Source organism: Pseudomonas sp. DrBHI1 (assembly GCF_002205115.1).
GTDB lineage: Bacteria > Pseudomonadota > Gammaproteobacteria > Pseudomonadales > Pseudomonadaceae > Aquipseudomonas > Aquipseudomonas mosselii.
Window position 1 is genome coordinate 40,092 of sequence record NZ_NIBE01000017.1, and the last position, 24,077, is coordinate 64,168.

The following is a 24,077-nucleotide window of genomic DNA, read 5'->3' on the forward strand; positions in this document are numbered from 1 at the left end:
ATGAGCGTACTGAACTTTCCGCGCATCTACCTGGGCGGCCACCTGTACTGGAACCCGCCGACCGCCAACAACAACGACATGTTTCCACTCTACGACGCCTCGAAGATGCGCCTGAACTGGCGCTTCCTCGAGTACTACGGGATCAACCCGGCGAATGCCGCCAGCAAGCTGATGCCGTGGGTGATCGCCCCGCAGATTCTGCTCGAGGCCCCCGAGTATGTCACCCAGGTGCCGGGCAACGTCGCGCAGAACCCCAGTGTGATGATCCCCGGCGAATGGAACCTGTTCGGTGACAACGCCTGCGGCACGGTCAACTACACCCCAACCGACCCCACCATCCCGGCGACGGCCTCCGTCATCACCGGCGGTGAACTGCCCGGCGGGGGTTACGTCAGCCAGGACCCGTTGATCAACCAGACCTACAACCTGTTCGGCAACCCGTTCGGCAGCGACGCGCCCACCCCGGCCCGCTTCGTCGACGTCAGCCCTTGGCAGAACACCTTCACGGCGCTGTATTTCGACCGGCTGGTGCTGGGCGATGCCCAGTGCGGCCTGACCCTCAAGCGCCAGCACCGCATGCTCGACCGTTTCCTGAACTTCAACTGGGCAAGCCTGGGTGGCCTGATCTACGTGACCACCACCTGGCAGACCTGCTTCCCGAAAGAGAACCTGAGCTGGGTGATCGGCAACTCGCAACTGCTGCAGAACCTGCAGCAACAAATGGAACAGCAGAACGCCAAGGGGCTGATGTTCCGCTTCTCCACCTACCTGACCTGCTACGACAAGAACGGTGTCTTCAACGACCAACCGCCCATCAATACCCATTCCACCACACCGGCGGATCTGGCCAATGTTCAGCAGATGTACCAGAAGGGCCTGGACAATGTCGGCAGCATCTTCTTCAACCCTGCCTACAGCCGCACCGCGGGCACCCTGGGCTTGTGGTTCGACGACGAGTTTCCCACGGCGCCGGCCGGGCGGCGGCTGGTTCCTTGCACGCCGGTGCAGTTGCAGAAGGACGGCGTGGATTTCAAAGCCATGACATTGGGCGTGATCTCTGCGCAGGTGCATGACAACACCCTGTCTCTGGACCTGCTCAACGGGTTCCCCAGCTATGCGCTTGATGCCCAGGCCAAGATACCGGTAGCGGCGAAGTTCAACGCTGGCAACTACCAGCTGGGGATACGCCAAGGCGGGCAGTTCACGCCGCTGGCCAGTTTCGGCTACGACGACTACCAGCAGGCAGCCTTTGACAAACGCTCGGGGATTCTCGACCTGCCGCTGAGCGCCGAGGCGCAAAAACAGCTGCAAAGCGGCGCCCTGGAGCTGCAGCAGCAAGGCGCGACGCCTGTGCAGGCGGCGACCCAGCAGATGTGGACCGCCGAGGTGGTCGAGAGTGCCAGCTTCATCGACGTCGGCGACAGCAAGACCTTGCAGATCATGGTGCAGTACGACGGCCTGCCCGCGCCGGCCGGCACCGTGCTGACGGTGGCCGAGTACAACAACGCCTACATGATGTGCACCACCGACTACTACCTGGCGTTCAGCAACCAGGCTGATTTCACGCTGTTTTTCGACGATCCGGACAACCGCGCCAACAATACTCCCAACCTGCCACAGTTTGTCGGTACGCCGTCACTCACCCGCCAGCTGAGCGAAGGCACGGGGCGTCGGCTCACAGCGATCCACCCCGCCGACTCGACCGTCGGCATGAAGCCGGTGAGCTACCAGCAGTACCTGCCCACGCCAGGCTCGGTGGCCCTGAGTCCCAGCCTGGCGTTCGCCAACCCCATCCAGGGCCAGGGCTCGCTGAAGGATGAGCCAAAGGGCAACGTGCAGTACAGCACCACGCAGATCACCACCGACGCCAACGGGATTGCCCTGCTGACCGTCAAGGCCGTGGCACCCGGCTTCCCGACCCTGCGCTTCTTCGTGCATGAGGGCGGGCAGGCGCCGCAGGTTCCGTTCAGCTTCAAGTTGTCACAGGCCTATACCGACTTCCTGGCGCCGCTGCGCGTGCTGCCGCAGGAGCCGGACATGCAGCAGGCGTTCGTCGATGCCTGGAACCTGGTCTACCAGCAGCAGGATGCCGGCCAGCAGATCTGGCAGCGCTTCATCTACCCGTTCATCCTGCAGCCGTTCTTCTACATGTACCCGATCATGAACAAGTACATGCCGCTGAACTCGCTGGCGCGCATAGAAGGCGCCGTGGACCAGCTCATCGTGCTGATCAGCAAGCAGTACCAGGAAGAGAGCACCCTGGCGATGCCGATCACCCGCGACATGCCGCAAAGCCGCCGGGCGGTGCTGGAGCTCTGGGCGCAGGCCCTGGTGAAACGCAACTACCCGCCCATCCCGCTGAGCATGAGCGACTACCCGCAGGCTTGACCACAAGGACCGCCGGGTGACGGGGCTGTCACCCGGCATACTTCACAGGAGTGTCCAATGAACAAGCGCATCCTCGACCGACTGTTGCTGCTGATCCTGCTGCTGTGCCCTGCGCTGGTCGCCCAGGCGGACGACAGCGCCGTCTACTTCACCATGGGGGTGCACAACTCTCTGGGCTGCGATGCGAGCAACGGCAATTGCATCGCCAAGCGCGCACCGAGCGACCCGTCCGATCCGTTCTTTCCGGCGTACTGGATCAGCGACTGGACCATGTACCGGGTCATGCGCAACTACCAGAACAACCCGCCGCCCTACAGCAACCCGCCCGCCACCCTGAGTCCGGCGGACTACACGGTCTCTCGCGGCACCAGCTACTACGACACCACCTACATTCCGCCGGACGGCGACGGCTTCGGCGCCATGATGGAGCACTACGAGAAGTACTGCCTGCCGATCTTCCCTATCCGCAACAACAATTACACCTGCTCGTTCATCTCGCTGGGCAACAAGGCGTACTTCCTGACCTACCCGCAGGACCGTCCCAAGGACATGCCGGCCTGCTGCCTGTTCTCGCCGATGAACCATCCGCCGCGCCAGGACTTCATCAAGCACCTGCCCTACAGCGCCGCGCGCAGCCAGCACCTGGGCGCCAGCGTGCAGGCCTACGCCCTGGACCTGGACTCGCCCCAGGGGCCGATCCTGTTCGGTTATGCCTTCTACCGCAAAGCCTCGGGACAACCGCCCTACCGGCAACCGCAGTCGTTCTACTTTTCCGGCGACGCCAGCGTCGCCAATGCGCCGATCGTCAGCCAGAACTACACCGGTTTTCGCATGGTCAAGCCCGACCCGGCCCAGACCTGGGCGCGTGTCGGCGCCATGTGCCCGGCAAACCCGCCGCCCTGCCAGCTGTTCGAGCCACCCGCCGCGCAAAGCAACGGCCACAAGGCGCAGTGGAACCAGCTGATGCAACGCAAACCTTGAGCCATGCGAGGGATCGCCATGAAACCGATGATGCGTTTTTCCGTGCTGCTGCTGGGCCTGGCCTGCCTGCCGGCGCTGGCCAGGGAACAGGCCTTGCCAGCGCCCCTGGCCACCCAGCTCAACTGCCAGCCACCGGCCAATGCGCCGGCCCCCACGGCCGGCCAGGCGCAGTTCGACCAGTACAGCTGGCAACTGTTCATTGCCCTGAACTGGCCCGCCCAGGACCGCCGACGCGGCAATCCGGACTGCACCCGGCAACCCGGGGACGCCGGCTACACCGTCTGGCAGACCTACAAGACCGTCGACGAGATCTTCCTGCCGGGAGGGGCCGATCCCGGCCCCTGGAACAGCCCGCTGGGCCCTCGAAGCCTGGGCATCATCAACATCGCCGCGCTGAAGAACAGCTCGCTGGTCAACGCCATCGACCAGGCCGTCGGCGGCTGGCTGATCGACCAGGCCGGCAACCCGACCTACTACGACATCTCGGCCAACGAGGCGTCCTACAACTACATCGTCGGCAACCGCTTCTATAACGCCGATATCGTCTCCCGGGCGCGCACCATCCAGTTCCCCTACGGGGTCATCGAGATCAAGTCGAGCTGGCGCATTCTCGGGCCCCGGGACAACGCCAGCCGCTACCTGACCATGCTGGCGCGGATCGCCACTTTCGACAACCAGGGCCGGCGCAACGGGGTCACCGAGGCCTTCCTCGGGCTGGTGGGCCTGCACGTCATCACCAAGGCCAAGGGTTATCCGCAGTGGATCTGGTCGACCTTCGAGCAGGTCGACAACGTGCCGCCCAAGGCGCTGGTGAACGGCCAGTGGGTCGACCAGCCGGTGCCTGGCACCGCCTACGCCTACTTCAACCCCGCAGCGCCCGCCGCCAGCCTCAACCAGTCGCCCTGCAACTGGCAAACCCAGGGTACGCAACTGGTCTGCGTGCCCCGTCCCGGCACCACCTTCAAGACCCCGAACCCGCTGAACCGGGTCACCCCGATCGCCGACGTCACCCAGCAGGTCAACGCCAGCTACCGCGCCGCTCCAGGGCTGCAACGCAGCGTGCTGAAGTACTACCAGCTGATCACCACCCAGCGTCCGCTGATGCCCGACAACCCCGGCAACCCGCTGGGCCAGCCGACGCCCGCGTTGTCGGCCAACGTCACCATGGAAAGCTACATCCAGCCCAACAGCAGCTGCATGAACTGCCACTCCATGGCGACGCCGGTGAAGAGCCCCTACAAGTCCGACTACTCCTACCTGTTCAAATTCGCCCATTCCCCCCTGGGCAAACCCATCAAGGACGAGGATTGAACCATGAGCATCCTGAATGGCCCGCGCCTGAACTTCTGGGGTGGCATCCGTACCGATGTCAGCCTGCCGAACAACTCGCCCACCATTCCCTACGAGGGCAACGATGAGTGGCCGATCTTCGACCTGACCACCTCGACCCTGGCCCCGGGTGCCCAGTCCTTCACCGACGATCAGTTGAACGCGATGCTCAATGCGCCGACGGGTGATTACTACACCGCCGGCGGCTGGAACCACTACGGGCAGCATGTCGTCGACCTGCAGAACACCTTGATCAGCTCCCAGGGCAGCCCGGGCAATGTCGGCACCACCGGCGACCTGGTGGGGCAGCCGGTGTACCTGCTCGGCTCGGTGGACCCGGTGACCGGGCAGGCGCCGGTCTCCGGGCCGATGATGGTGGATCTGGACCCGACCTCGACCACCACCACGCAGATATTCGTCGGTGGCCTGCAGATCGGCGCCAGCAGCAATATCCAGCTGCTGATCCACGGCAACACCGTCTGCAGCAGCCTGGATGTGAAGAAGCGCGTGCTGCTGCCCACGTCCATGGATGCACCAGGCTCGTTCCGCCTGAGCGGAACCTTTCAGCTGACCTTCCCGCTCACCAGCATCGTCAGCTGGAACCGCAACAGCCCGGGCCTGCGGGCGATCATCCAGGCGCCCGGAGCAACCGGGATCGTGCTGCGCTTCGTGATGTTCGAGATGTGCCCGGCCATGACCACCGCGCAACTGGACGCCGACTATGCCGCCGGTCGCTATACCCCCAACCCGAGCATCGGGCGGGTCATCGGCACCCTGGCCCCGGCCTTCGCCAATGAACCGCTCAATTGCCAGCCCGGTCGCCAGCTGGTGAACCAGAGCACCGGCAGTACGGCCTATGCCGAGCTGGGCGGCAATGGCCTGCTGAGCATCGACATGGTCAACCTGATTCCGAAGCAGACCTTCAGGGCCGTGCGCGATGACATCACCAGCCCCATTGGGCCCAACGCCAACTACGGGCCGGTCACCCTGACCGCCGGCGCGGTTCCCTTGGCCACCCTCGACCCGAACAGCAATCCGCTGTTCAACTACTACGTGTATGGCGGTATCGTCGACCTGCCGCTCAACCCCAGCCAGCAACAGGCAGCGAAATCCTCGGTCCTGCACGTCGATGCGCCCGGCGCGGTCGCCGGGACCCTGCTGCATGCGTGCGAGTCGGTCTATCGGGTCTACGCCGACCAGCGCAATGTCTACACCGAGGACTACCCCAATGGCCTGTCGATCACGTTGCAGGTCCGCTACCTGGGCGGTCCGGTGACCACGCCCTGCAAGATCAACCTTGGCACCGCGCCCTCGGGCCCGTCATACGGCTCGCCGCAGAACTGGGACTTCCTCGATGTTCCCGACTCGCTGCCCGTCAATCCCGGCCAGCTCACGGTCAGCGTGCCCGTCAAGGTCAGGCCCGGCACCGCTGGGCAGGCCGGTTTCGTCGCCCTGAGCTACAGCGTCAACGGCCTGGCCGCCGGCGGCTACTTCACCAATTTCCGCAAATTCGCCCAGACCGACTTCGGCATCCCCAGGGGTAGCCGTGTCACCTGGCAGCAGGTGTACCCCAACGTGCTGCGGTTCCACTACCTGGCCTTCCCCGCCATGTCCCGCTACGTCCCGCTGAACCAGCCCGACGCGATCATGGCCGCCAAGGCGCCGATCCTCGCCCGCACCGCGGACGCCTACAAGAACACCACGCTGTTCATGCCGGTGGTGCGCTCGATGTCGCCCAGCCAGCGGGCGCTGCTGCGTGCCTATCTGACCGGTGAGCCTTGGCAGCCGCCACAGCAGCCGCACTGACCTATTGTTCACGGAGAGCTCCCATGCCTGTGCTTGTCCCGATACATCCTGAGGAAACCCTGCGGTCCAGCACGTTCATCGCCGAGGGCCTGCTCAACCCCCGCGGCGTCTGCCTGCAGGCCGATGGCAGCCTGCTGCTGGCAGAAGCCGGCTCGGGCCTGGCCGCACAGGCCTTCAGCGGCCGCATCAGCCGGCTGCGACCGGACCCGCGCGCCCCCGGCGCCTACCTGCCCCGGGAAACCGTGGCCCAAGGCTTTCGCGCCATGAACATGCAGGCACGCATGTGGCGCGACGAAATCATGGGCCTGTCTGACATCGCCTGCGGTGATGGCCGTTGCCTGGCCAGCCAGACCGACTACGTCGGCGGCTCGCGGCTGCTGGACCTGCGGTTCACGCCGCCCGAGCCGGTGTTTCACAGCCACGGCAACCTCAATGCGCTGTGCTACCACCCGACCCGTCGCAGCTGGCTGGCGGTGAAGCCCGACAGCAACCAGCTGGTGGAGTTCGCCGACGGCCAGCAGGAGCATGTGCTGGTGGCATTGCCCGAACTGGACCAAGGCCAGGAGGCCGTGCCTGTCACGCTGGTGTACGAGCCGGCCACCGACGCGGTGCTGATCAGCCTGTTCTCCGGCGAGCTGCACGATGATCCAGGTCGCCGGGGCATCGACTTCGCCGACAAGGCAGGCCAGGTGATCCGGGTTTGGCCGGACAGTGGCCGGATCGACATCGTGATCGCTGGCCTGCAGCTGCCCACCGGCCTGGCGTTGGACCGCGACGGCAACCTGCTGGTGCTGGAGCTCTGCGACAGCCTGCAGCAACCCTTGACGCCCGACTGGCAAGGCGAGCCGCGGCATGGCGGTTTTACCCGTTTCAGCGGGCGGCTCCTGCATTGCAATCTGCAAACGCAGCAGGTGACCGTGCTAGCCCGTGACCTGGACACCCCTTCCAACTTGTGCCTGGTAAAGGATGCTGTGCTGGTGAGCGAAGGCATGGGGCTGGTGGGGCGGGCACTGCCGACACCGGGAGGCGAGGTGGTGCCGTTGACTGGCAGGCTTCGGCGGGTGCAGTTGCAAGTGGCTGCATCGGCCTCCTGACCGCGGCCGATTGACCGCTGTATCTCAGGCTCCATCCTGAGCCTGAGATACGGTGCCATGTGATCTTCGAGCCTCAGTGACGCACCGCACGAAAGCGTTCGACGTCGAGCATGCACGTGCACCATGCGCCGGGAAGACGGAGCGCTTTTAAATCATACTATTTAGCGAAAATATCGTACAAAACCTGCACTCAGGCCTGAAATATATGATCAAAAGTGCTTTCATACATGGCACGTAGTACACAATCCATTCTGCAAGAACACCTGCGCCATCAGCATTGAAGGCGGCAATGTGAACGCCGCCTACCGCCTGGCCGCGATCACCGGACCGGACGTGCTGCTGGCCATCGCCGACTCCCCGGCCTCGCCGCTAAGGCCTGGTGGCCGGGGTCATGGCGCGCAACAAGGAGGCGGTGAAACTGGCCACCAACCTCACTGAAAGCGTGCTGTCGTATTTGCATGTGCCAGGCGACAAGTTCACCAGAAAGTAAGCCGCGCCGGGCAGCATGGTCGTCGTGCGGGAGCGGACGTACCGGTTAGCCCGATACATCCGTTTTTGCAGCTTCAAATCAAAGGACCTGCGCAGCAATGGCCGTTCAGTCCTTGAGCTTCGCCGCCAACTCCCGGACCCGCTCGAGGTCGGCCTTGGCCACCTTGGCCAGGCCAGCCCCGTAGTCCGCATCCGCCTTGTAGAAGAACGACAGCATGATGTAGCGGCTCTGCTCGTCCGCCGTCGCCAGTGCCTGGCCGAGGCTGTTGATCAGGTCGGTCTGGTCCTTCTTGCCGTAGGAACGGAACAGCTCGCCCGCCTGCTTGAAGTTCTGCTCGCGCTGGATCTTCGCCTGCTGGGTGCTGCCGCTCAGCGGGGTCTGCACGTAACGCGCGTCGGCCTGCTCGTCACGCGGCTGGCGGCGGCTCGGCTGGTAGTTCACGCCGCTGTCGGTGTGCCCGGCGTTCATCGCGCCATCCTGGTTGACGGTGTTGACCTCGGCACGCGGGCGGTTCACCGGCAGGCTCAGGCCATTGGCGCCGATACGGTACATCTGGGTATCGGCGTAGGCGAACAGGCGCCCCTGGAGCAGGCGATCCTCGGATGGCTCGATGCCCGGCACCAGGTTCGACGGCGCCATGGCCACCTGCTCAGTCTCCTGGAAGAAGTTGTCGACGTTGCGGTCGAGCACCATCTGGCCGATCTTGCGCTCCGGCACGTCGGGCCAGATCTTGGTCGCGTCCAGCGGGTCGAAGTCGAACTTGGCCAGCTCCTCGGGCTTGAGCACCTGGATGTACAGGTCCCATTTCGGCAGCTTGCCCTGGTTGATCGCACTGACCAGGTCGTGGGTCATATGGCTGTAGTCGCGACTCTGGACCTCGGCGACCTGTTTCGGGTCGAGGTTCTTCTGCCCTTGCAGGCTCTTCCAGTGGAACTTGACGTAGTGCACCTGGCCCTTGGCGTTGACCAGCTTGTAGGCGTGCACGCTGTTGCCGTCCATCTCGCGGTAGCTGGCCGGCGTGCCTTCGTTGGAGTACAGCAGGGTCAGGGTGCGGGTGGCTTCCGGTACATGGGAGAAGAAGTCGAAGCGGCGCGAATCGTCATCGAGGTTGTTACGCGGGTCCGGCTTGAAGGCGTGGACCATGTCCGGGAACTTGATCGCGTCACGGATGAAGAAGGTCGGGAAGTTGTTGCCGACCAGATCCCAATTGCCGTCGGCGGTGTAGAACTTGGTGGCGAAGCCGCGCGGGTCACGCAGGGTTTCCGGCGAGTGGTTGCCGTGCACCACCGAGGAAAAGCGCACGAACACCGGGGTCTTCTCGCCGGGGCGGAACACCTTGGCCATGCTCAGGTCGCTGATGTCGGCACTGGCGGTGAACTGGCCATGGGCGCCGGTGCCGCGAGCATGCACCACGCGCTCGGGAATGCGCTCACGGTCGAAACGCTGCAGCTTCTGCAGCAGCTGCACGTCCTGCAGCAGCACCGAGCCGTTGGGGCCGGCGGTCTGCGAATTCTGGTTGTCGCCCACCGGCGCGCCGTTGTCACGGGTCAGGGTGGCGGCCTGCACGGACAGCGACAGCAGACTGGCGGCGAGGCTGCCCGCCACCAGCAGGCGACCGGGTTGGAACAGCTTGAGCAAAGGGATCATGGGGTACTCCTAAGGGTTCTTTTCAGGCGTCTTGATGCGCCTCGAAAAGGGTAAGGAGCCTGTCACCGATCACTAAATTGATCCTGCTCATCAGGGCAATGGGTAATTTCAATCCTGTTTTTTATTCGTGAATGCTATAGGCAGGCAAAGCAGGCCTGGCCAAGTTCGCTAGAAGTCCACCTTGCCGCGCCCCGCCTTGATCGTGCCGCGCCTGGACTTCGAATCGAGGCGGCGGGTCTTCGAACCGAGGGTCGGCTTGGTCGGCCGGCGCTTCTTCTCGACCTTGCCGGCACCGATGATCAGCTCGGCCAGACGCTCCAGCGCGTCCATGCGGTTCTGTTCCTGGGTACGGTACTGCTGGGCCTTGATGATCAGCACGCCGTCACCGGTAATGCGGCTGTCGCGCAGCGCCAGCAGCCGCTCCTTGTAGAACGCGGGCAGCGACGAGGCCGGAATGTCGAAGCGCAGGTGCACGGCGCTGGAGACCTTGTTGACGTTCTGCCCGCCGGCGCCCTGGGCGCGGATGTAGGTCAGTTCGATCTCGGCATCCGGCAGATGCACGTTGTTGGAGATGGTCAGCATGGTGCGCCTCTAGTGATAGCGCGGCCATTATCGCATCTCCTTGGCGCCCTGGGGTGTCAGGCCTGTGCCATGCGCCGCCGGTACTGCCTGGCGCGAATGGCATCGGTCCATTGCTGGCGCAGCAGTGCCCACCAAGGCGAAACCCCGGGTTCGGGCGCCTTGGCCTCGCTCAGCCTGCGCAGCTGGAACTTGACCATGGCCATGTTGCCCAGCGAAGCCAGCGCCTTGTTCTTCCAGGTGATCGGGCGCAGTTCCGGCACCACCACCTGCCCCGCCTGCCACGCACGGGGCAAGGCCGGCGCGATGGCCAGGGCGGTGCCGATGCCGACCATCTCGACGCCGCTCTGCATCACCTGCTCGGCAACCGGTCGACGGCGAATACCGCCGGTGACCATTACCGGCATCTTCGCCACCGTGCGGATGTCCCGGGCGAACTCCAGGAAGTAAGCTTCACGCGCAAGCGTGCGGCCATCCCGGGCCTGGCCCTGCATCGCCGGCGCCTCGTAGCTGCCACCGGACAGCTCCACCAGGTCGACCGCCAGCTCATTGAGCAGGCGCACCACCTGCCGGGCATCGTCAGCACTGAAGCCGCCGCGCTGGAAGTCCGCCGAGTTGAGCTTGACCGCCACGGCAAAGCCCGGCGACACCACCGCGCGCACCGCCTTGACGATCTCCAGAAGCAGCCGCGCGCGGTTGTCCAGGGAGCCGCCCCACTGGTCGGTGCGCTGGTTGCTCAACGGCGAAAGGAACTGGCTGAGCAGGTAGCCATGGGCCGCGTGGATTTGCACGCCGCTGAAGCCGGCCTGCTCGGCAAGCCGTGCGGAGTTGGCGAAGCGCCGGATCACCTCGTCGATCATCTCCGGGAGCATCGCCCGCGGGGTGGCGAAATGCCTGGACATGTTGCCCAGGTCCAACGCCACGGCCGAGGGGGCCCAGGTCTGCTGCCCGAGGCTCGCCGGCATCTGCCGGCCGGGGTGGTTGATCTGCAACCAGAACTGCGCCCCCTTAGAGCGGCCAACGGCGGCCCACTGGCGAAAACGCTCCAAGTGCCGGTCATCCTCCAGCACCACGCCGCCGGGGCCGGTCATGGCGCGCTGGTCGACCATGACGTTGCCGCTGATGAGCAGTCCGGCGCCACCCTGCGCCCAGGCCTGGTAAAGGCGCATCAGCCGATCCGATGGCGCATGCTCGGCATCGGCCATGTTTTCCTCCATGGCGGCCTTGGCGATGCGGTTGGGGACGACCGCGCCATTGGGCAGGGTCAGGGGGGAGAACACGTCCATCGGCAATACCTCGAGAAAGTGGCGTTGCGCAGACGTTAGCCTTGAAGCCAACTTTAAGGTCAAGCCCTGGATTGGCGAACATTTGAGCATTGACTCTCAAGTTGAGTTGAACGTTAGGGTGATTGCGCAGCGACTGCCTCTACCCACCCCTGGAGATACCGCACCGTGAAACTCGCAAGCGCAACCGCCTTGGCCAGTGCCCTGCTGATGCCCGTCGCCCACGCCGCCAATGGCCTCCCTGAACACGCCGAAACCACGCAGATCGACATTGCAGGGCGCTCGGTGCCGGTGCTCAAGGGCGGGCTGTACGACCGCTACCGTTCCAACCCGCCGCTGGCCGTGATCCAGGCCGAGGCGCCGGGCATCGACCTGAGCTGGTTCAAGGGCCTGGAAAAGACCCGGGTCGACATGGGCTTTACCTCCTATTCGCCGAACTTCTACTACAGGAACAGCCGCGTCACCGCCGTCTATACCGCCGACCTGAACCGCCTGCGCGCCCTGATGCCCGCCGAAGTGCTGGAACACGTGCAGCCGTTGCAGGTGTGGCCGGGGCGCGGGCTGGTGGCGTTTACCGCCTACACCTATGACTACTGCGACAACGACAGCTACAACGAGATCGCCCTGTCGATCATCACCAGCAAACCCGGCAAGGCGAATCTCGGGCCCTTCTCCCTGATCGGCCAGTCGATGTCCAAGGATTTCTGGGGTTATGTGCTCAAGCTGCCGGTCAATACCGAGCTGGCGCGGGTGCGCGGCGTGGTGGGCTACAACCTGCCCAAGTGGCTGACCGCGATCGACCGCCGCGAGGATGCGCGGGCTGTGATCTACGACATTGGCGATGCGCAGAGTGGCAAGGTGGATGTGATCTTCAGGGCGAAGAAGCTCGACGGGCTGTCCGATGAACCGGGCCTGGTGACCAACAGTTTCACCAACCTCGACCACCAGGGCCAGCTGGCCTACGGCTATGCCACCTCGCGCCAGACCCTGCATGCCTCGAGCATGAGCGGGGATTCGGCGCAGCTGGTGCTGGGGGATGGCGAGCTGTCGCGCTATATCCGCGATCTGCGGCTGGGGCGGATGGTCAAGTACGAGTACGTACCCGAGTTCCAGAGCGCGTTGTATGCGCCCAAGCCGTTGGCGGCGCTGGCCTCGGGCGACTGAGACGGAACTGACGGTGATCGCCTCATGTAGGAGATTCCTCAGCCCTGCGGACTACGCTGTCGCGCAGGGAACTGTTATCCCTGTGGGAGCGGCCTTGCGTCGCGAAAGGGCGCGCAGCGACCCCAGGTTCTGAGCCACCATCAAAATTGCCGGGGCTGCTGCGCAGCCCTTTCGCGACGCAAGGCCGCTCCCACAAGGATCGCGCCAGCATCTAAAAATTGAGCAAGACAGTTGCTCCCACAGGGATGACAGCTCCCTGCGCGACAGCGCAGCCCAAAGGGCTGGGCGAGCGCCTACACGTCAGTAGCTCGCCGCGCCTTGTCCTGGGCGAGCTCCTCGCGCAACCGCTCCAGCACCCGTTGCGAATTGTCCACGCAAGGCATGCCCTCGGGCTTGCTCTCGATCCCCTCGATCACCAGCAGCAGCTGCGCCTTGTTGCGCGCCAGGCGCTCCTGCAGCCGCTCGATCTCCTCGACCTTGCGCTTGAGCCCGCCCAGCAGTTCGTCATGCTGCCAGCCCTTGGCCTTGGCCGGCAGCAGCTGGCGGATTTCCTCCAGCGAGAATCCCGCAGCCTGGGCGTTAGTGATCATTTCCAGCACCCACACCGCGTCGGCGTCGTAGTCGCGATAACCATTGGCCTTGCGTTCGACCGAGCTGATCAGCCCGCTGGCCTCGTAAAAACGGATACGCGACGCAGCCAACCCTGTGAGTTTGGCCAGCTCTCCTATTCTCATGCGGCACCTTTGAAATTGTATTGACCTTCAAGCGCACTTTAATCCTAGAGTTGTCCGGTGGCCAAGTGAACCGTCACCGGCCTGCCCGCTCCACACCCTGGAAAAAGGAGAAGCACAATGGGATACGTCACAAGCAAAGACGGTGTCGAAATCTTCTACAAGGACTGGGGGCCGCGTAACGCCCAGGTGATTTTCTTCCACCACGGCTGGCCGCTCAGCGCCGATGACTGGGACGCCCAGCTGCTGTTCTTCGTCGCCGAAGGCTATCGCGTGGTCGCCCACGACCGCCGTGGCCATGGCCGCTCGAGCCAGGTCTGGGATGGCCACGACATGGACCACTATGCCGACGATGTGGCCGCAGTGGTCAAGCACCTGGGCGTCGAGGGCGCGATCCATGTCGGCCACTCCACCGGCGGCGGCGAGGTGATCCACTACATGGCCCGCCATCCCGAAGACAAGGTGCCCAAGGCCGCGATCATCGCTGCGGTTCCTCCCTTGATGGTCAAGACCGACAGCAACCCCGGCGGGCTGCCCAAGTCGGTATTCGATGACCTGCAGGCCCAGCTCAAGGCCAACCGGGCGCAGTTCTATCACGACATTCCGGCGGGTCCGTTCTACGGCTACAACCGCCCCGGAGCCAAGGCGGACCAGGGGGTGATCCTCAACTGGTGGCGCCAGGGCATGATGGGTGGCGCCCAGGCGCACTACGACGGCATTGTCGCATTCTCCCAGACGGACTTCACCGAGTCGCTGAAGAAAGTCAACGTCCCGGTGCTGGTGATGCATGGTGACGACGACCAGATCGTGCCCTACGACAATTCAGGGCCACTGTCGGCCAAGTTGCTGCCCCAGGGCATCCTGAAGACCTACAAGGGCTACCCCCACGGCATGCCGACCACCCACGCGCAAGTCATCAACCAGGATCTGCTGGCGTTCTTCCGCGCCTAACCGACGGGTCAACGTCCGACGTCGATCCTGAGATCGGACGTTGGCCCGAATGAACCTGTCCCGTCTCCCGACGCTCTGAGCTTTTAACCCCCAAGGCCAAGGTGCGCCATGGAGCTGATCGTCGCCCGCCCCGAGGGCCTCTACTGCCCTCCCGGTGATTTCTACATCGACCCGTGGCGCCCGGTGGACCGGGCGGTCATCACCCATGCCCATGGCGACCATGCCCACCGGGGCAATCGTCACTACCTGGCAGCCGCGCCCGGCGCGGGCATACTGCGCGCCCGACTGGGCGAGGACATCGACCTGCAGACCCTGCCCTACGGCGCCCGCCTGGAGCACCGTGGCGTTACCCTGAGCCTGCACCCGGCCGGCCATGTGCTCGGCTCGGCCCAGGTGCGCCTGGAGTACCATGGCGAAGTATGGGTCGCCTCGGGCGACTACAAGGTCGAAGCGGACGGTACCTGCGAGCCCTTCGAGCCGGTGCGCTGCCACACCTTCATCAGCGAATCGACCTTCGGCCTGCCGATCTATCGCTGGCAAGCCCAAGCCCGCCTGTTCGCCGACATCGATGCCTGGTGGCGCGCCAATGCCGCCGCCGGACGCGCCAGCGTGCTGTTCGCCTATGCCTTCGGCAAGGCACAGCGAGTTCTGCATGGCATCGATGCCAGTATCGGCCCGCTGCTGGTGCACGGCGCCGTCGAACCGCTGAACCGTGTCTACCGCGAGGCCGGCATACACCTGCCCGATACCTTGTCCGCCACCGCGACCACCCGGGGGGATCCGCTGCTGCGCCAGGCATTGGTGCTCGCCCCGCCGTCGGCCGCCGGCAGCACCTGGCTGCGACGGTTTGGCGACTACAGCGATGGCTTCGCCAGCGGCTGGATGCTGCTGCGCGGCGCCCGGAGGCGGCGCGGCGTGGACCGCGGCTTCGTGCTCTCCGACCATGCCGACTGGCCCGGCCTGCTCTGGGCCATCGAGCAGAGCGGGGCCGAACGGGTGATGGTCACCCACGGCCAGGTCAACGTGCTGGTCCGTTACCTCGGTGAACGTGGCTTGGATGCCCGCGCCTTCCAGACCGAGTACGGCGAGGAAGACGACACTGGGGAGGCGCCGGTGCCATGAAAGCCTTCGCCGACCTCTACACCCGGCTCGACGCCACGACTTCGAGCAATGCCAAGCTTGCCGCGCTTCAGCAATACTTCGCCAGCGCCCCACCGGCCGACGCCGCCTGGGCGGTTTACTTCCTGGCCGGCGGACGCCCGCGGCAAGTGGTGCCGACCCGTCTGCTGCGCGAGCTGGCCATTCAGCGCTGCCAGTTGCCCGAGTGGCTGTTCGAGGAAAGTTACCAGGCGGTCGGCGACCTGGCCGAAACCATCTCGCTGCTGTTGCCCGAGTCGCCTCAGGCTTCGGAGCACAGCCTGGTATGGTGGCTGGAGCAGTTGCTGCCGCTACGCGGGCTGCCTCCGCAAGCACTGGGCGAACGCCTGCAGCAGCTTTGGGCGCTGCTTGACCGCCAGGGCCTGATGGTCAGCCTGAAGCTGCTCACCGGCGCGTTTCGCGTCGGCGTCTCGAAACTGCTGGTGACCCGGGCGCTGGCCAGCCTGGCCGGGGTCGACGCCAAGCGCGTGGCGCAGCGCATGGTGGGCTATACCGACCTTTCGCACCGGCCGACGCCGCAGCGCTACCTGGCCCTGATTGCCCCTGAATCCCACGAGGAGCACACCCAGCGTGGCGGCCAGCCCTACCCGTTCTTCCTGGCGCATCCGCTGCAGGAGCCGGTCGAGCGGTTCGAGGCCTTGCTCGGGCCCGCCCAGGATTGGCTGGTGGAATGGAAATGGGACGGTATCCGCGCCCAGCTGATCAAGCGCGACGGGCGTGGCTGGCTCTGGTCGCGCGGCGAGGAGCTGATTACCGAGCGTTTTCCCGAGTTTGCCAACCTGGCCGCCGCGCTGCCCGAAGGCACGGTGCTCGATGGCGAACTGGTGATCTGCAAGGACGCCGCCGGCGACGGGTTCGGCGTGCAGCCGTTCGCCTTGCTGCAGCAACGCATCGGCCGCAAGACGCTCGGCAGGAAGCTGCTAGAGGAGTTGCCGGCAGCCCTGCTGGCCTATGACCTGCTGGAATGGCAAGGCCAGGATTGGCGCAACCGCAGCCAGGATCAACGTCGGGCACAGCTGGAACAACTCGTCGACGAAGTCGGCGACGCGCATTTGCGCCTGTCGCCCAGGCTAGATGGCGAAGACTGGCTGACGCTGGCCCGTCAGCGCGAGTCCTCCCGCCAGCTCGGCGTCGAAGGCATGATGCTCAAGCGCCGCGATTCGCTGTACGGCGTCGGGCGCACCCGCGACCTCGGCGTGTGGTGGAAATGGAAGATCGACCCGTTCAGCGTCGATGCGGTGCTGATCTACGCCCAGCGTGGCCATGGTCGCCGCGCCAGCCTGTACAGCGACTACACCTTCGCGGTGTGGGACGACAGCGCCCCGGGCGAGCGCGTCCTGGTTCCGTTCGCCAAGGCCTATTCCGGCCTCACCGACGATGAAATGCGCAAGGTCGATGCGATCATTCGCAAGACCACCGTGGAGAAGTTCGGGCCGGTGCGCAGTGTCACGCCGACCCTGGTGTTCGAACTGGGCTTCGAAGGCATCTCCCTGTCCAGGCGCCACAAGAGCGGCATAGCGGTGCGCTTCCCGCGCATGCTGCGCTGGCGCACCGACAAGACCATAGAACAGGCCGACACCTTGGCCACGCTGCAGGGGCTGCTCTGATGGTGACGGCGAAACGGCCACGGCCTTCGTCGACCTGGTTCGCCGAGCGAGGCTGGAAACCCTTCGCCTTCCAGAAGGAGGTCTGGCAGGCCGTCGATCAGGGCGAGTCGGGCCTGCTGCATGCCGCCACCGGTGCCGGCAAGACCTACGCGGTATGGTTCGCCGCGCTGGATCGCTTCGTCCAGCCAGCGGCGCTGACAACGCGTGGGGCCAGGAAACCAGCCTTGGCCCCGCTGACGGTACTGTGGATCACGCCGATGCGCGCGCTGGCTGCCGATACGGCAAAAGCCCTCCAGGCGCCCCTTGATGCGCTCGGAATAGACTGGCGCGTCGGCTTGCGCACCGGCGATACCGGTAGCGCCGAACGTGCGCGTCAGGGACGGCGACTGCCCAGCGCCCTGGTCACCACACCGGAAAGCCTGACCCTGCTGCTGACCCAGGCCAGTGCCCGCGAAGCCTTCGCCAGCCTGCGCATGGTGGTGGTCGATGAATGGCACGAACTGCTGGGCAACAAGCGCGGTGTGCAGTTGCAGCTGGCACTCGCCCGTCTGCGCCGCTGGCAACCTGGCCTGCTGGTCTGGGGGTTGTCGGCCACGCTCGGCAATTTGCAACACGCCCGGCAGGTGCTGATGCCCGCCGGCCGGCTGGTGCAAGGCCGCACCGCCAAGGACCTGCGCATCGACACCCTGCTGCCGGCTGTGTTCGAGCGCTTTCCCTGGGCCGGCCACCTGGGCCTGCGCATGCTCGGACAGGTCATCGCCGAGCTGGAGGGCAGCGCCACCACGCTGGTGTTCACCAACACGCGCTCGCAGGCGGAAAACTGGTACCAGGCGCTGCTCGAGGCCCGCCCCGACTGGGCCGGGTTACTGGCATTGCACCATGGTTCGCTGTCGCGCGAGGTGCGCGACTGGGTCGAGCAGGCCCTCAAGCTCGGCCAGTTGAAAGCGGTAGTGTGTACCTCAAGCCTGGACCTTGGAGTGGATTTCCTGCCGGTCGAACGGGTGCTGCAGATCGGCTCGGCCAAGGGCGTGGCGCGCCTGATGCAGCGCGCCGGGCGATCCGGTCACGCACCGGGGCGAGCGTCCCGGGCGACCCTGGTACCGACCCATGCCCTGGAGCTGCTGGAGGCCGCCGCCGCGCGCACTGCGGTGGCCGAAGGCAAGGTCGAGGCGCGCCAGGCGCCCGAACATCCGCTGGACGTGCTGGTCCAGCACCTGGTAAGCATGGCGCTCGGCGATGGGTTTCATGCCCAAGAGCTGCTCGCTGAGGTGCGCGAAGCCTGGTCGTACCGGGCGTTGACCGACGCCCAGTGGCAGTGGGCGCTGGCCTTCATCCGCCACGGCGGCCATTCGCTCACCGCCTACCCTGACTTTCGCCGTGCCGAGCCGGACGCCAGCGGCCTCTGGCAGGTACCCGACGCGCGGCTGGCGCGTCGTCACCGCATGAGCGTCGGTACCATCGTCAGCGACGCCAGCCTCACGGTGAAGTTCTGGGGCCGAGGCGGCAGCGGCTCGCTGGGCACCATCGAGGAAGGCTTCATTGCCCGCCTGCGCCCTGGGGATACGTTCCTGTTCGCCGGTCGCTCCCTGGAACTGGTGGAGGTGCGCGAAATGACGGTCTACGTGCGTCGCTCAACCCGCCGCAAAGCCGCCATTCCCCGCTGGAACGGCGGGCGCATGCCGCTTTCCGGCGAGCTGGCCGATGCCATGCTGGCCAAGCTGGATGCGGCGGATCAGGGCGTGTACGACGGCCCGGAAATGCAGCTGCTGCGCCCCCTGCTGCAGGTGCAGAAAGCCTGGTCGGCGTTGCCCGGCAAGGACACCTTGCTGGCGGAAACGTTGAAGTCGCGCGAGGGCTGGCACCTGTTCCTCTACCCCTTCGCCGGACGCTCGGTCCATCTGGGGCTCGCCAGCCTGCTGGCTTGGCGGCTGGCACGAAATGTGCCCCTGAGTTTCTCGATCGCGGTCAACGACTACGGCCTGGAGCTGCTCTGTGCCAGCGCCATTGATTACGCCGAAGCCCTGACCCCAGCCTTGTTTGCCAGCGACGACCTGCTGCCTGAGGTGCTCGCCAGCCTTAACGCCGGCGAGCTGGCACGACGACGCTTTCGCGAAATTGCCCGGGTCGCCGGGCTGGTGTTCACCGGCTATCCCGGTGCGCCCAAGAGTGCCCGCCAGCTGCAGGCCTCGAGCGGGTTGTACTTCGATGTGTTCAGACAGCACGATCCGGACAATCTGTTGCTCACCCAGGCGCATCAGGAGGTACTCAGCCAGGAACTTGACGTAACGCGCCTGGACCAGACGCTGCAGCGCCTGCGCGGACTGCGCCTGCTGGTAAGGCCGCTACGGCGCGCGACACCGTTCGCCTTCCCGCTGCTGGTGGAGCGGTTCCGCGAAGGCCTCAGTTCGGAAAAACTGGCGGACCGCATCCAGCGCATGGTGGCCGAGCTGGAAGAGGCGGCCGGAGACGCGAGCGGCACGGGCACGGCCCTGGCGCCGCCACGGGTGGAATGTGCACAGCCTCGAGCCGCAGCCCAGAGGCGACACAAGGATGGCCGACCCCGGCCGAAACGTCAGGCACGGAACAACGAGCCATGACCCACCCCGTTCACCAGGTCGTACAGGTGGCCGGCAGCGAACTCTGGCTGCTCGCAGGCAAGGCAGTGTGGTGGCCTGAGCAACGTACCTTGCTGGTCGCCGACCTTCATCTGGGCAAGGCCGCCGGTTACCGGGCGCTGGGCCAGCCGGTGCCCAGTGGCACCACCGCTGAAAACCTGCAGCGTCTTGACACCCTGCTGAGCGGCTTCGCCTGTCGACAGCTGGTGCTGCTCGGTGACTTCCTGCACAGCGCGGCGGGGAGGACACCTCGCACACTGGCGGCGTTGGCCGAATGGCGCGGTCGCCATCCCACACTGCCGATGCTGCTGGTGCGCGGCAACCATGACCGACATGCCGGCGATCCACCTGCGCAGCTGGGCATCGAGGTCGTTCCCGAGCCCCTGCTGCTCGGGCCGTTCGCCCTGCAGCACGAGCCGACGCCGTTTCCAGGCCGTCACGTGCTGGCGGGCCATGTGCATCCTGCGTATCGCTTGCGTGGCCGGGGCCGACAGCAGGTGCGCCTGCCCTGTTTCAGCGTGAGCGAACACCTGACCCTGCTGCCAGCATTCGGCAGTTTCACCGGCGGCTTCACCGTGCAGGCAACTGTCGGGCAGCGGGTTTTCGTCATCGGCGACGGCGGGATCTGGGAAGCACCGTGAATAACCTTGGTGTGAAAAAGTGTCAACCGCGCGCCAACTTTAAATATATTTACATATTGATAACACCGATTTACATCGGCTAACCACCCATTAAAATTATTTCACTAAAAACATTAATATCGCGCACAACAGTTAATTGAATTCACGTTTCAACGGACCGACAATCAGTCACCGCCCTGGTCCACGACTGGCGTGGCAACGGGGTGCTCGCCCTACACCGAGCACTTCATCTTTTATGTCAGCGTCTGCGCTTTTTAATTAAAAGAAAAGACGCGCGCCCATGCAATTGTGTTGCAGCCGCACCGTACACAAAACTTTTACATCCATTCCATGGCATGTAGTACGGGCAAAACATCTACCGAGGAAAACTATGAACACCCCAGCCACCGGCGCGCCCGACACGTTCAACGCAACGCAGGAACGTATCCTGCTGACCGGCGCCACAGGTTTTCTCGGGGGCGCCGTCGCCGCCCGGATGATCGCCGAAGGCCAGGCCAGCGCCCTGTGCTTCCTGGTCCGCGCTGACAACTCGGCCCAGGGCCTGCAGCGCCTGCGCGACAACCTGCGCCAACACGGCGTCGATGAGCGCCAGGGCCTGGCACTGAGCGAGGCGCAGATCATCTGCGGCGATTTTCTCGACACCGCCTGGCTGGCCCGCGAGACCCCACGGCTGATGCAGATCGACCGGGTAATCAACTGCGCCGCCGTGGCGTCATTCTCGAAGAACCCCAACATCTGGCCGGTGAACGTCGAGGGCACCTTCGCCTTCGCCCAGGTGCTGAGCCGCTCCACGCGCCTGAAGCGCTTCCTGCACGTGGGCACCGCCATGTGCTGCGGCCCGCAGCGGGAGTCGCCGATCAGCGAATCCTGGGAATTCCCTGAGGCGGCCCAGCAACTGGTGGACTACACCGCCTCGAAGGCGGAGATCGAGCGACGCCTGCGTGAAGCGCTGCCCGCCCTGCCCCTGGTGGTAGCGCGGCCGTCCATCGTGGTCGGCCATCGCAGCCTCGGTTGCCAGGCGTCGGGCAGCATCTTCTGGGTGTTCCGCATGGGTTTCGCCCTGGAAAGCTTTACCTGTGGCCTGGACGAACAGATCGACGTGATCCCGGTCGACTATTGCGCCGAGGCGCTGATCGGCCTGGCTCTCAAGCCGCGCCTGGGCCATGACCTGTACCACATCTCCGCCGGCCACGGTTCGGCCTGCACCTTCGCCGAGATCGACCAGGCCTTTGCCCTGGCCAATGGCGCGCAACCGGTGGGCGAGCGTTACCGCAAGGTCGATGTCGACGACCTGAAGTCGCTGGCCGGCCGCTTCGAAGCCCGCATCGGCCCGGCCAACCCGCGCCTGGTGCTGCGCGCACTGCGCCTGTACAGCGGTTTTGCTGACCTCAACTACCTGTTCGACAACAGCCGGTTGCTGGAAGAAGGCATCGCCGTGCCGCCACGCTTCACCGACTACCTGGACGTGTGTGTCAGGTCGTCCAGCGGCGTGAGCATCGCCACGCAGATGCAGTGGGATTTCAAGTAAGAACCCAAGCCATTCACCGTTCCTACAGGGAAAACAGTCGCTGGGGGTAATTTACTTAACATATTCATGAGGCGCATGATCACCACACCTCCCGTGGAGGTCATGCTGCCGCCGTATGCCTTTCGAGATGGAATTTCTGGCAGCCTGAAGCAACACCCTGGCAGCCCCAGGCAAGACACCTACCTGTCGTTAGGTGCTCAATGCCTGTAACCGCCAGCGCTTGTGCAAGCCCTGCTGTCCAACAATTCCAACTGTCCAGGCTGCGCCATGATCAACATCGAAACGCCCACGTACTACACCGCCACCAAGAAGTACAACCTGAGCTTCCCCACCCTGGAAAGCGACATCGAGGCCGATGTCGTGGTGATCGGCGGCGGCTTCTCGGGCATCAACACCGCCCTGGAACTGGCGGAGAAAGGCATCACCAACGTCGTCGTGCTCGAAGCCCGCTACCTGGGTTTCGGCGGCACCGGTCGCAATGGCGGGCAGATCATGGCCGGCATCGGCCACGACCTGGAGAAGATCAAGGGCAGTGTCGGCGAAAAGGGCCTGCGCGAGATCTTCGAGATCAGCGAACTGGGCGCCGGCATCATCAAGGACCGCATCGCCCGCTACCAGATCGACGCCGACTTCTGCCACGGCTACGGCTACATGGGCTTCAACGCCCGCCAGGAAAAGACCCTGCGCGCCTGGGAAAAGGACTTCAAGGCGATCAACGGCAAGGACGAGATTCGCTTTCTCGGCGGCTCGGAGGTCAAGCAGATCATCGGCTCCGACGCCTACAGCAGCGCCCTGCTGCACATGGGTGGTGGCCACGTGCACTCGCTGAACCTGCTGCTCGGCGAGGCCCAGGCCCTGGCCGGCCACGGCGCGCGGATCTTCGAACACAGCCCGGCCCTGGAGGTGCGCTACGGCGAGCGGATCACCGTGCGCACCGGGCGCGGCTCGGTCAAGGCCAACAAACTGCTGTGGGCCTGTGACAGCTTCCTCAACAAGCTCGAACCCGAGCTGCATGCGCGCACCGTCAACACCTACGCCTTCCAGCTGATGACCGAGCCACTGCCGGACGAACTCATCCAGCGCATCAGCCCGATTCGCGGCGCCTACAGCGACATCCGCCCGGTAATCGACTATTACCGCGTCACCCGCGAGAACCGCCTGCTGTTCGGCGCCGCCACCCCGTTCGTGGAACACATCCCGAAGGACCTGAAGGCCTGGAACCGCAACCTGATGCTGAAGATCTTCCCCTACCTCAAGGACGTGCGCATCGACCTGGCCTGGGGCGGGCCGATGGCCACCAGCGCCAACCTGTTCCCGCAGATCGGCACCCTGAGCAACCGCCCCAACGCTTTCTACGTGCAGGGCTATTCGGGCTTTGGCGTCACCCCCAGCCACATCATCTGCAAGATTCTCGCCGAAGGCATGAGCGAAGGCTCCAGCCGCTACGACCTGATCAGCTCGGTCAAGCATGCGCGCATCCTCGGCAAGGACCATATCCGCCCGCTGCTGCTGACCGCCGGCAAGACCGTGCATCAGCTGTCGGGCTTCTTCAACGGCCGCCGTTGATTCCTTTTGAACAAGACCAGGAGAACCACCATGACCCTCACCGCCGTCCGCCAGGGTGTGCAACTGTCCGAACTCGACGCCTGGGGCACCGTTGCCGACCTGGGCTCGACCATCCTCGAAGGCGAGGTCAAGTGCTACGGCAAGATGACCCACGGCGCCCCCACCGATCCGCTCAGCAGCGCCTACTTCGGCACCACCCAAGGCAAGTTCCGCATGGTCTATCCGTTCAGCGAGCAGGCGGTGATCGTGACCGGCGAGATCCAGCTGACCGATGAATCCACCGGTCAGGTGACGCGCTACAAAGCGGGTGATGCCTGGTTCGTGACCAAGGGCACGCCGGTGCTGTGGGAAGTGCTGAGCGAGACCTTTGTGAAGCATTACCTGGCGATTGCCTGATACCTCCCTATGGGAGCGGGCTTGCCCCGCGATAGGAGGGTGTCAGAAATTTTGTGTTCGGGCATAACATGAGTAAGAGGTGCATGTATGCCAACCAAAAAGAAACCCTTGCGTGACCTGCCC

General features: G+C 64.9%; 18 protein-coding genes and 1 pseudogene. 15 read left to right on the forward strand and 4 right to left on the reverse strand.

Translation table 11 applies throughout. The features are described 5' to 3' along the window. The 6 genes and pseudogenes from CC207_RS02960 to CC207_RS02985 all read left to right on the forward strand — a co-directional run. Positions 1–2,388, forward strand: coding sequence for a hypothetical protein (locus tag CC207_RS02960; RefSeq protein WP_088851557.1), 2,388 nt, complete (start codon positions 1–3; stop codon positions 2,386–2,388). Positions 2,389–2,445: 57 nt separating this feature from the next. Then, positions 2,446–3,369, forward strand: a complete 924-nt coding sequence (locus CC207_RS02965; RefSeq protein WP_088851558.1) for a hypothetical protein — start codon at positions 2,446–2,448, stop codon at positions 3,367–3,369. Between the two features lie 18 nt (positions 3,370–3,387). Continuing rightward, positions 3,388–4,680: a hypothetical protein gene (locus CC207_RS02970; protein WP_088851559.1), complete on the forward strand. Its 1,293-nt coding sequence runs from the start codon at positions 3,388–3,390 to the stop codon at positions 4,678–4,680. Positions 4,681–4,683: 3 nt separating this feature from the next. Then, entirely contained in the window at positions 4,684–6,504 is a 1,821-nt protein-coding gene (locus CC207_RS02975) for a hypothetical protein (RefSeq protein WP_088851560.1), read from the forward strand. A 23-nt stretch (positions 6,505–6,527) separates the two neighbouring features. Further along, the gene (locus CC207_RS02980) at positions 6,528–7,598 is read left to right on the forward strand and encodes a hypothetical protein (protein ID WP_028688800.1); all 1,071 of its coding nucleotides are present in this window, start codon (positions 6,528–6,530) and stop codon (positions 7,596–7,598) included. 246 nt (positions 7,599–7,844) lie between these two features. Then, positions 7,845–8,088, forward strand: a pseudogene (locus CC207_RS02985) (MurR/RpiR family transcriptional regulator); the annotation flags it as partial. A gap of 105 nt (positions 8,089–8,193) precedes the next feature. Here the strand turns inward: CC207_RS02985 and katB are convergent. From katB to CC207_RS03000, 3 genes are all read right to left on the reverse strand, one after another. Further along, a complete protein-coding gene (katB, locus tag CC207_RS02990; RefSeq protein ID WP_028688799.1) occupies positions 8,194–9,735 on the reverse strand; it encodes a catalase KatB in 1,542 nt (513 codons plus the stop codon). Between the two features lie 168 nt (positions 9,736–9,903). Further along, positions 9,904–10,317, reverse strand: coding sequence for an alternative ribosome rescue aminoacyl-tRNA hydrolase ArfB (gene arfB, locus CC207_RS02995; RefSeq protein ID WP_062573989.1), 414 nt, complete (start codon positions 10,315–10,317; stop codon positions 9,904–9,906). 56 nt (positions 10,318–10,373) lie between these two features. Continuing rightward, positions 10,374–11,600: an NADH:flavin oxidoreductase/NADH oxidase family protein gene (locus tag CC207_RS03000; RefSeq protein ID WP_088851561.1), complete on the reverse strand. Its 1,227-nt coding sequence runs from the start codon at positions 11,598–11,600 to the stop codon at positions 10,374–10,376. A gap of 207 nt (positions 11,601–11,807) precedes the next feature. Here CC207_RS03000 and CC207_RS03005 point away from each other — a divergent pair, with 207 nt between their 5' ends. Next, positions 11,808–12,761 (forward strand): acetoacetate decarboxylase (ADC), encoded by a 954-nt coding sequence (locus CC207_RS03005; RefSeq protein WP_088851566.1) that lies wholly within the window; start codon positions 11,808–11,810, stop codon positions 12,759–12,761. Between the two features lie 293 nt (positions 12,762–13,054). Here CC207_RS03005 and CC207_RS03010 read toward each other — a convergent pair whose 3' ends face one another. Next, positions 13,055–13,495 carry a MerR family transcriptional regulator gene (locus CC207_RS03010; protein ID WP_036985708.1) on the reverse strand — a complete coding sequence of 147 codons (441 nt, stop codon included), beginning with the start codon at positions 13,493–13,495 and terminating at the stop codon, positions 13,055–13,057. Positions 13,496–13,612: 117 nt separating this feature from the next. On the opposite strand from CC207_RS03010, the gene CC207_RS03015 reads away from it, so the two are divergent. From CC207_RS03015 to CC207_RS03050, 8 genes are all read left to right on the forward strand, one after another. Continuing rightward, a complete protein-coding gene (locus CC207_RS03015) occupies positions 13,613–14,443 on the forward strand; it encodes an alpha/beta fold hydrolase (protein WP_028688795.1) in 831 nt (276 codons plus the stop codon). A gap of 108 nt (positions 14,444–14,551) precedes the next feature. After that, positions 14,552–15,565: a ligase-associated DNA damage response exonuclease gene (locus tag CC207_RS03020; protein ID WP_062362238.1), complete on the forward strand. Its 1,014-nt coding sequence runs from the start codon at positions 14,552–14,554 to the stop codon at positions 15,563–15,565. Next, a complete protein-coding gene (locus CC207_RS03025) occupies positions 15,562–17,208 on the forward strand; it encodes an ATP-dependent DNA ligase (RefSeq protein ID WP_088851562.1) in 1,647 nt (548 codons plus the stop codon). The genes CC207_RS03020 and CC207_RS03025 overlap by 4 nt, the downstream gene beginning before the upstream one ends. After that, positions 17,208–19,805 (forward strand): ligase-associated DNA damage response DEXH box helicase, encoded by a 2,598-nt coding sequence (locus CC207_RS03030; RefSeq protein WP_088851563.1) that lies wholly within the window; start codon positions 17,208–17,210, stop codon positions 19,803–19,805. Before CC207_RS03025 ends, CC207_RS03030 begins: the two co-directional genes overlap by 1 nt. Next, positions 19,802–20,464 carry a ligase-associated DNA damage response endonuclease PdeM gene (pdeM, locus tag CC207_RS03035; protein WP_062362229.1) on the forward strand — a complete coding sequence of 221 codons (663 nt, stop codon included), beginning with the start codon at positions 19,802–19,804 and terminating at the stop codon, positions 20,462–20,464. Before CC207_RS03030 ends, pdeM begins: the two co-directional genes overlap by 4 nt. A 370-nt stretch (positions 20,465–20,834) precedes the next feature. Further along, complete coding sequence (gene cprA / locus CC207_RS03040) at positions 20,835–21,992, forward strand: cationic peptide resistance protein CprA (RefSeq protein ID WP_028688791.1); 1,158 nt, start codon at positions 20,835–20,837, stop codon at positions 21,990–21,992. Positions 21,993–22,259: 267 nt separating this feature from the next. Then, complete coding sequence (locus CC207_RS03045) at positions 22,260–23,558, forward strand: FAD-binding oxidoreductase (protein ID WP_028688790.1); 1,299 nt, start codon at positions 22,260–22,262, stop codon at positions 23,556–23,558. Positions 23,559–23,588: 30 nt separating this feature from the next. Then, a complete protein-coding gene (locus tag CC207_RS03050; RefSeq protein WP_028688789.1) occupies positions 23,589–23,954 on the forward strand; it encodes a cupin domain-containing protein in 366 nt (121 codons plus the stop codon). Positions 23,955–24,077 lie beyond the last annotated feature (123 nt).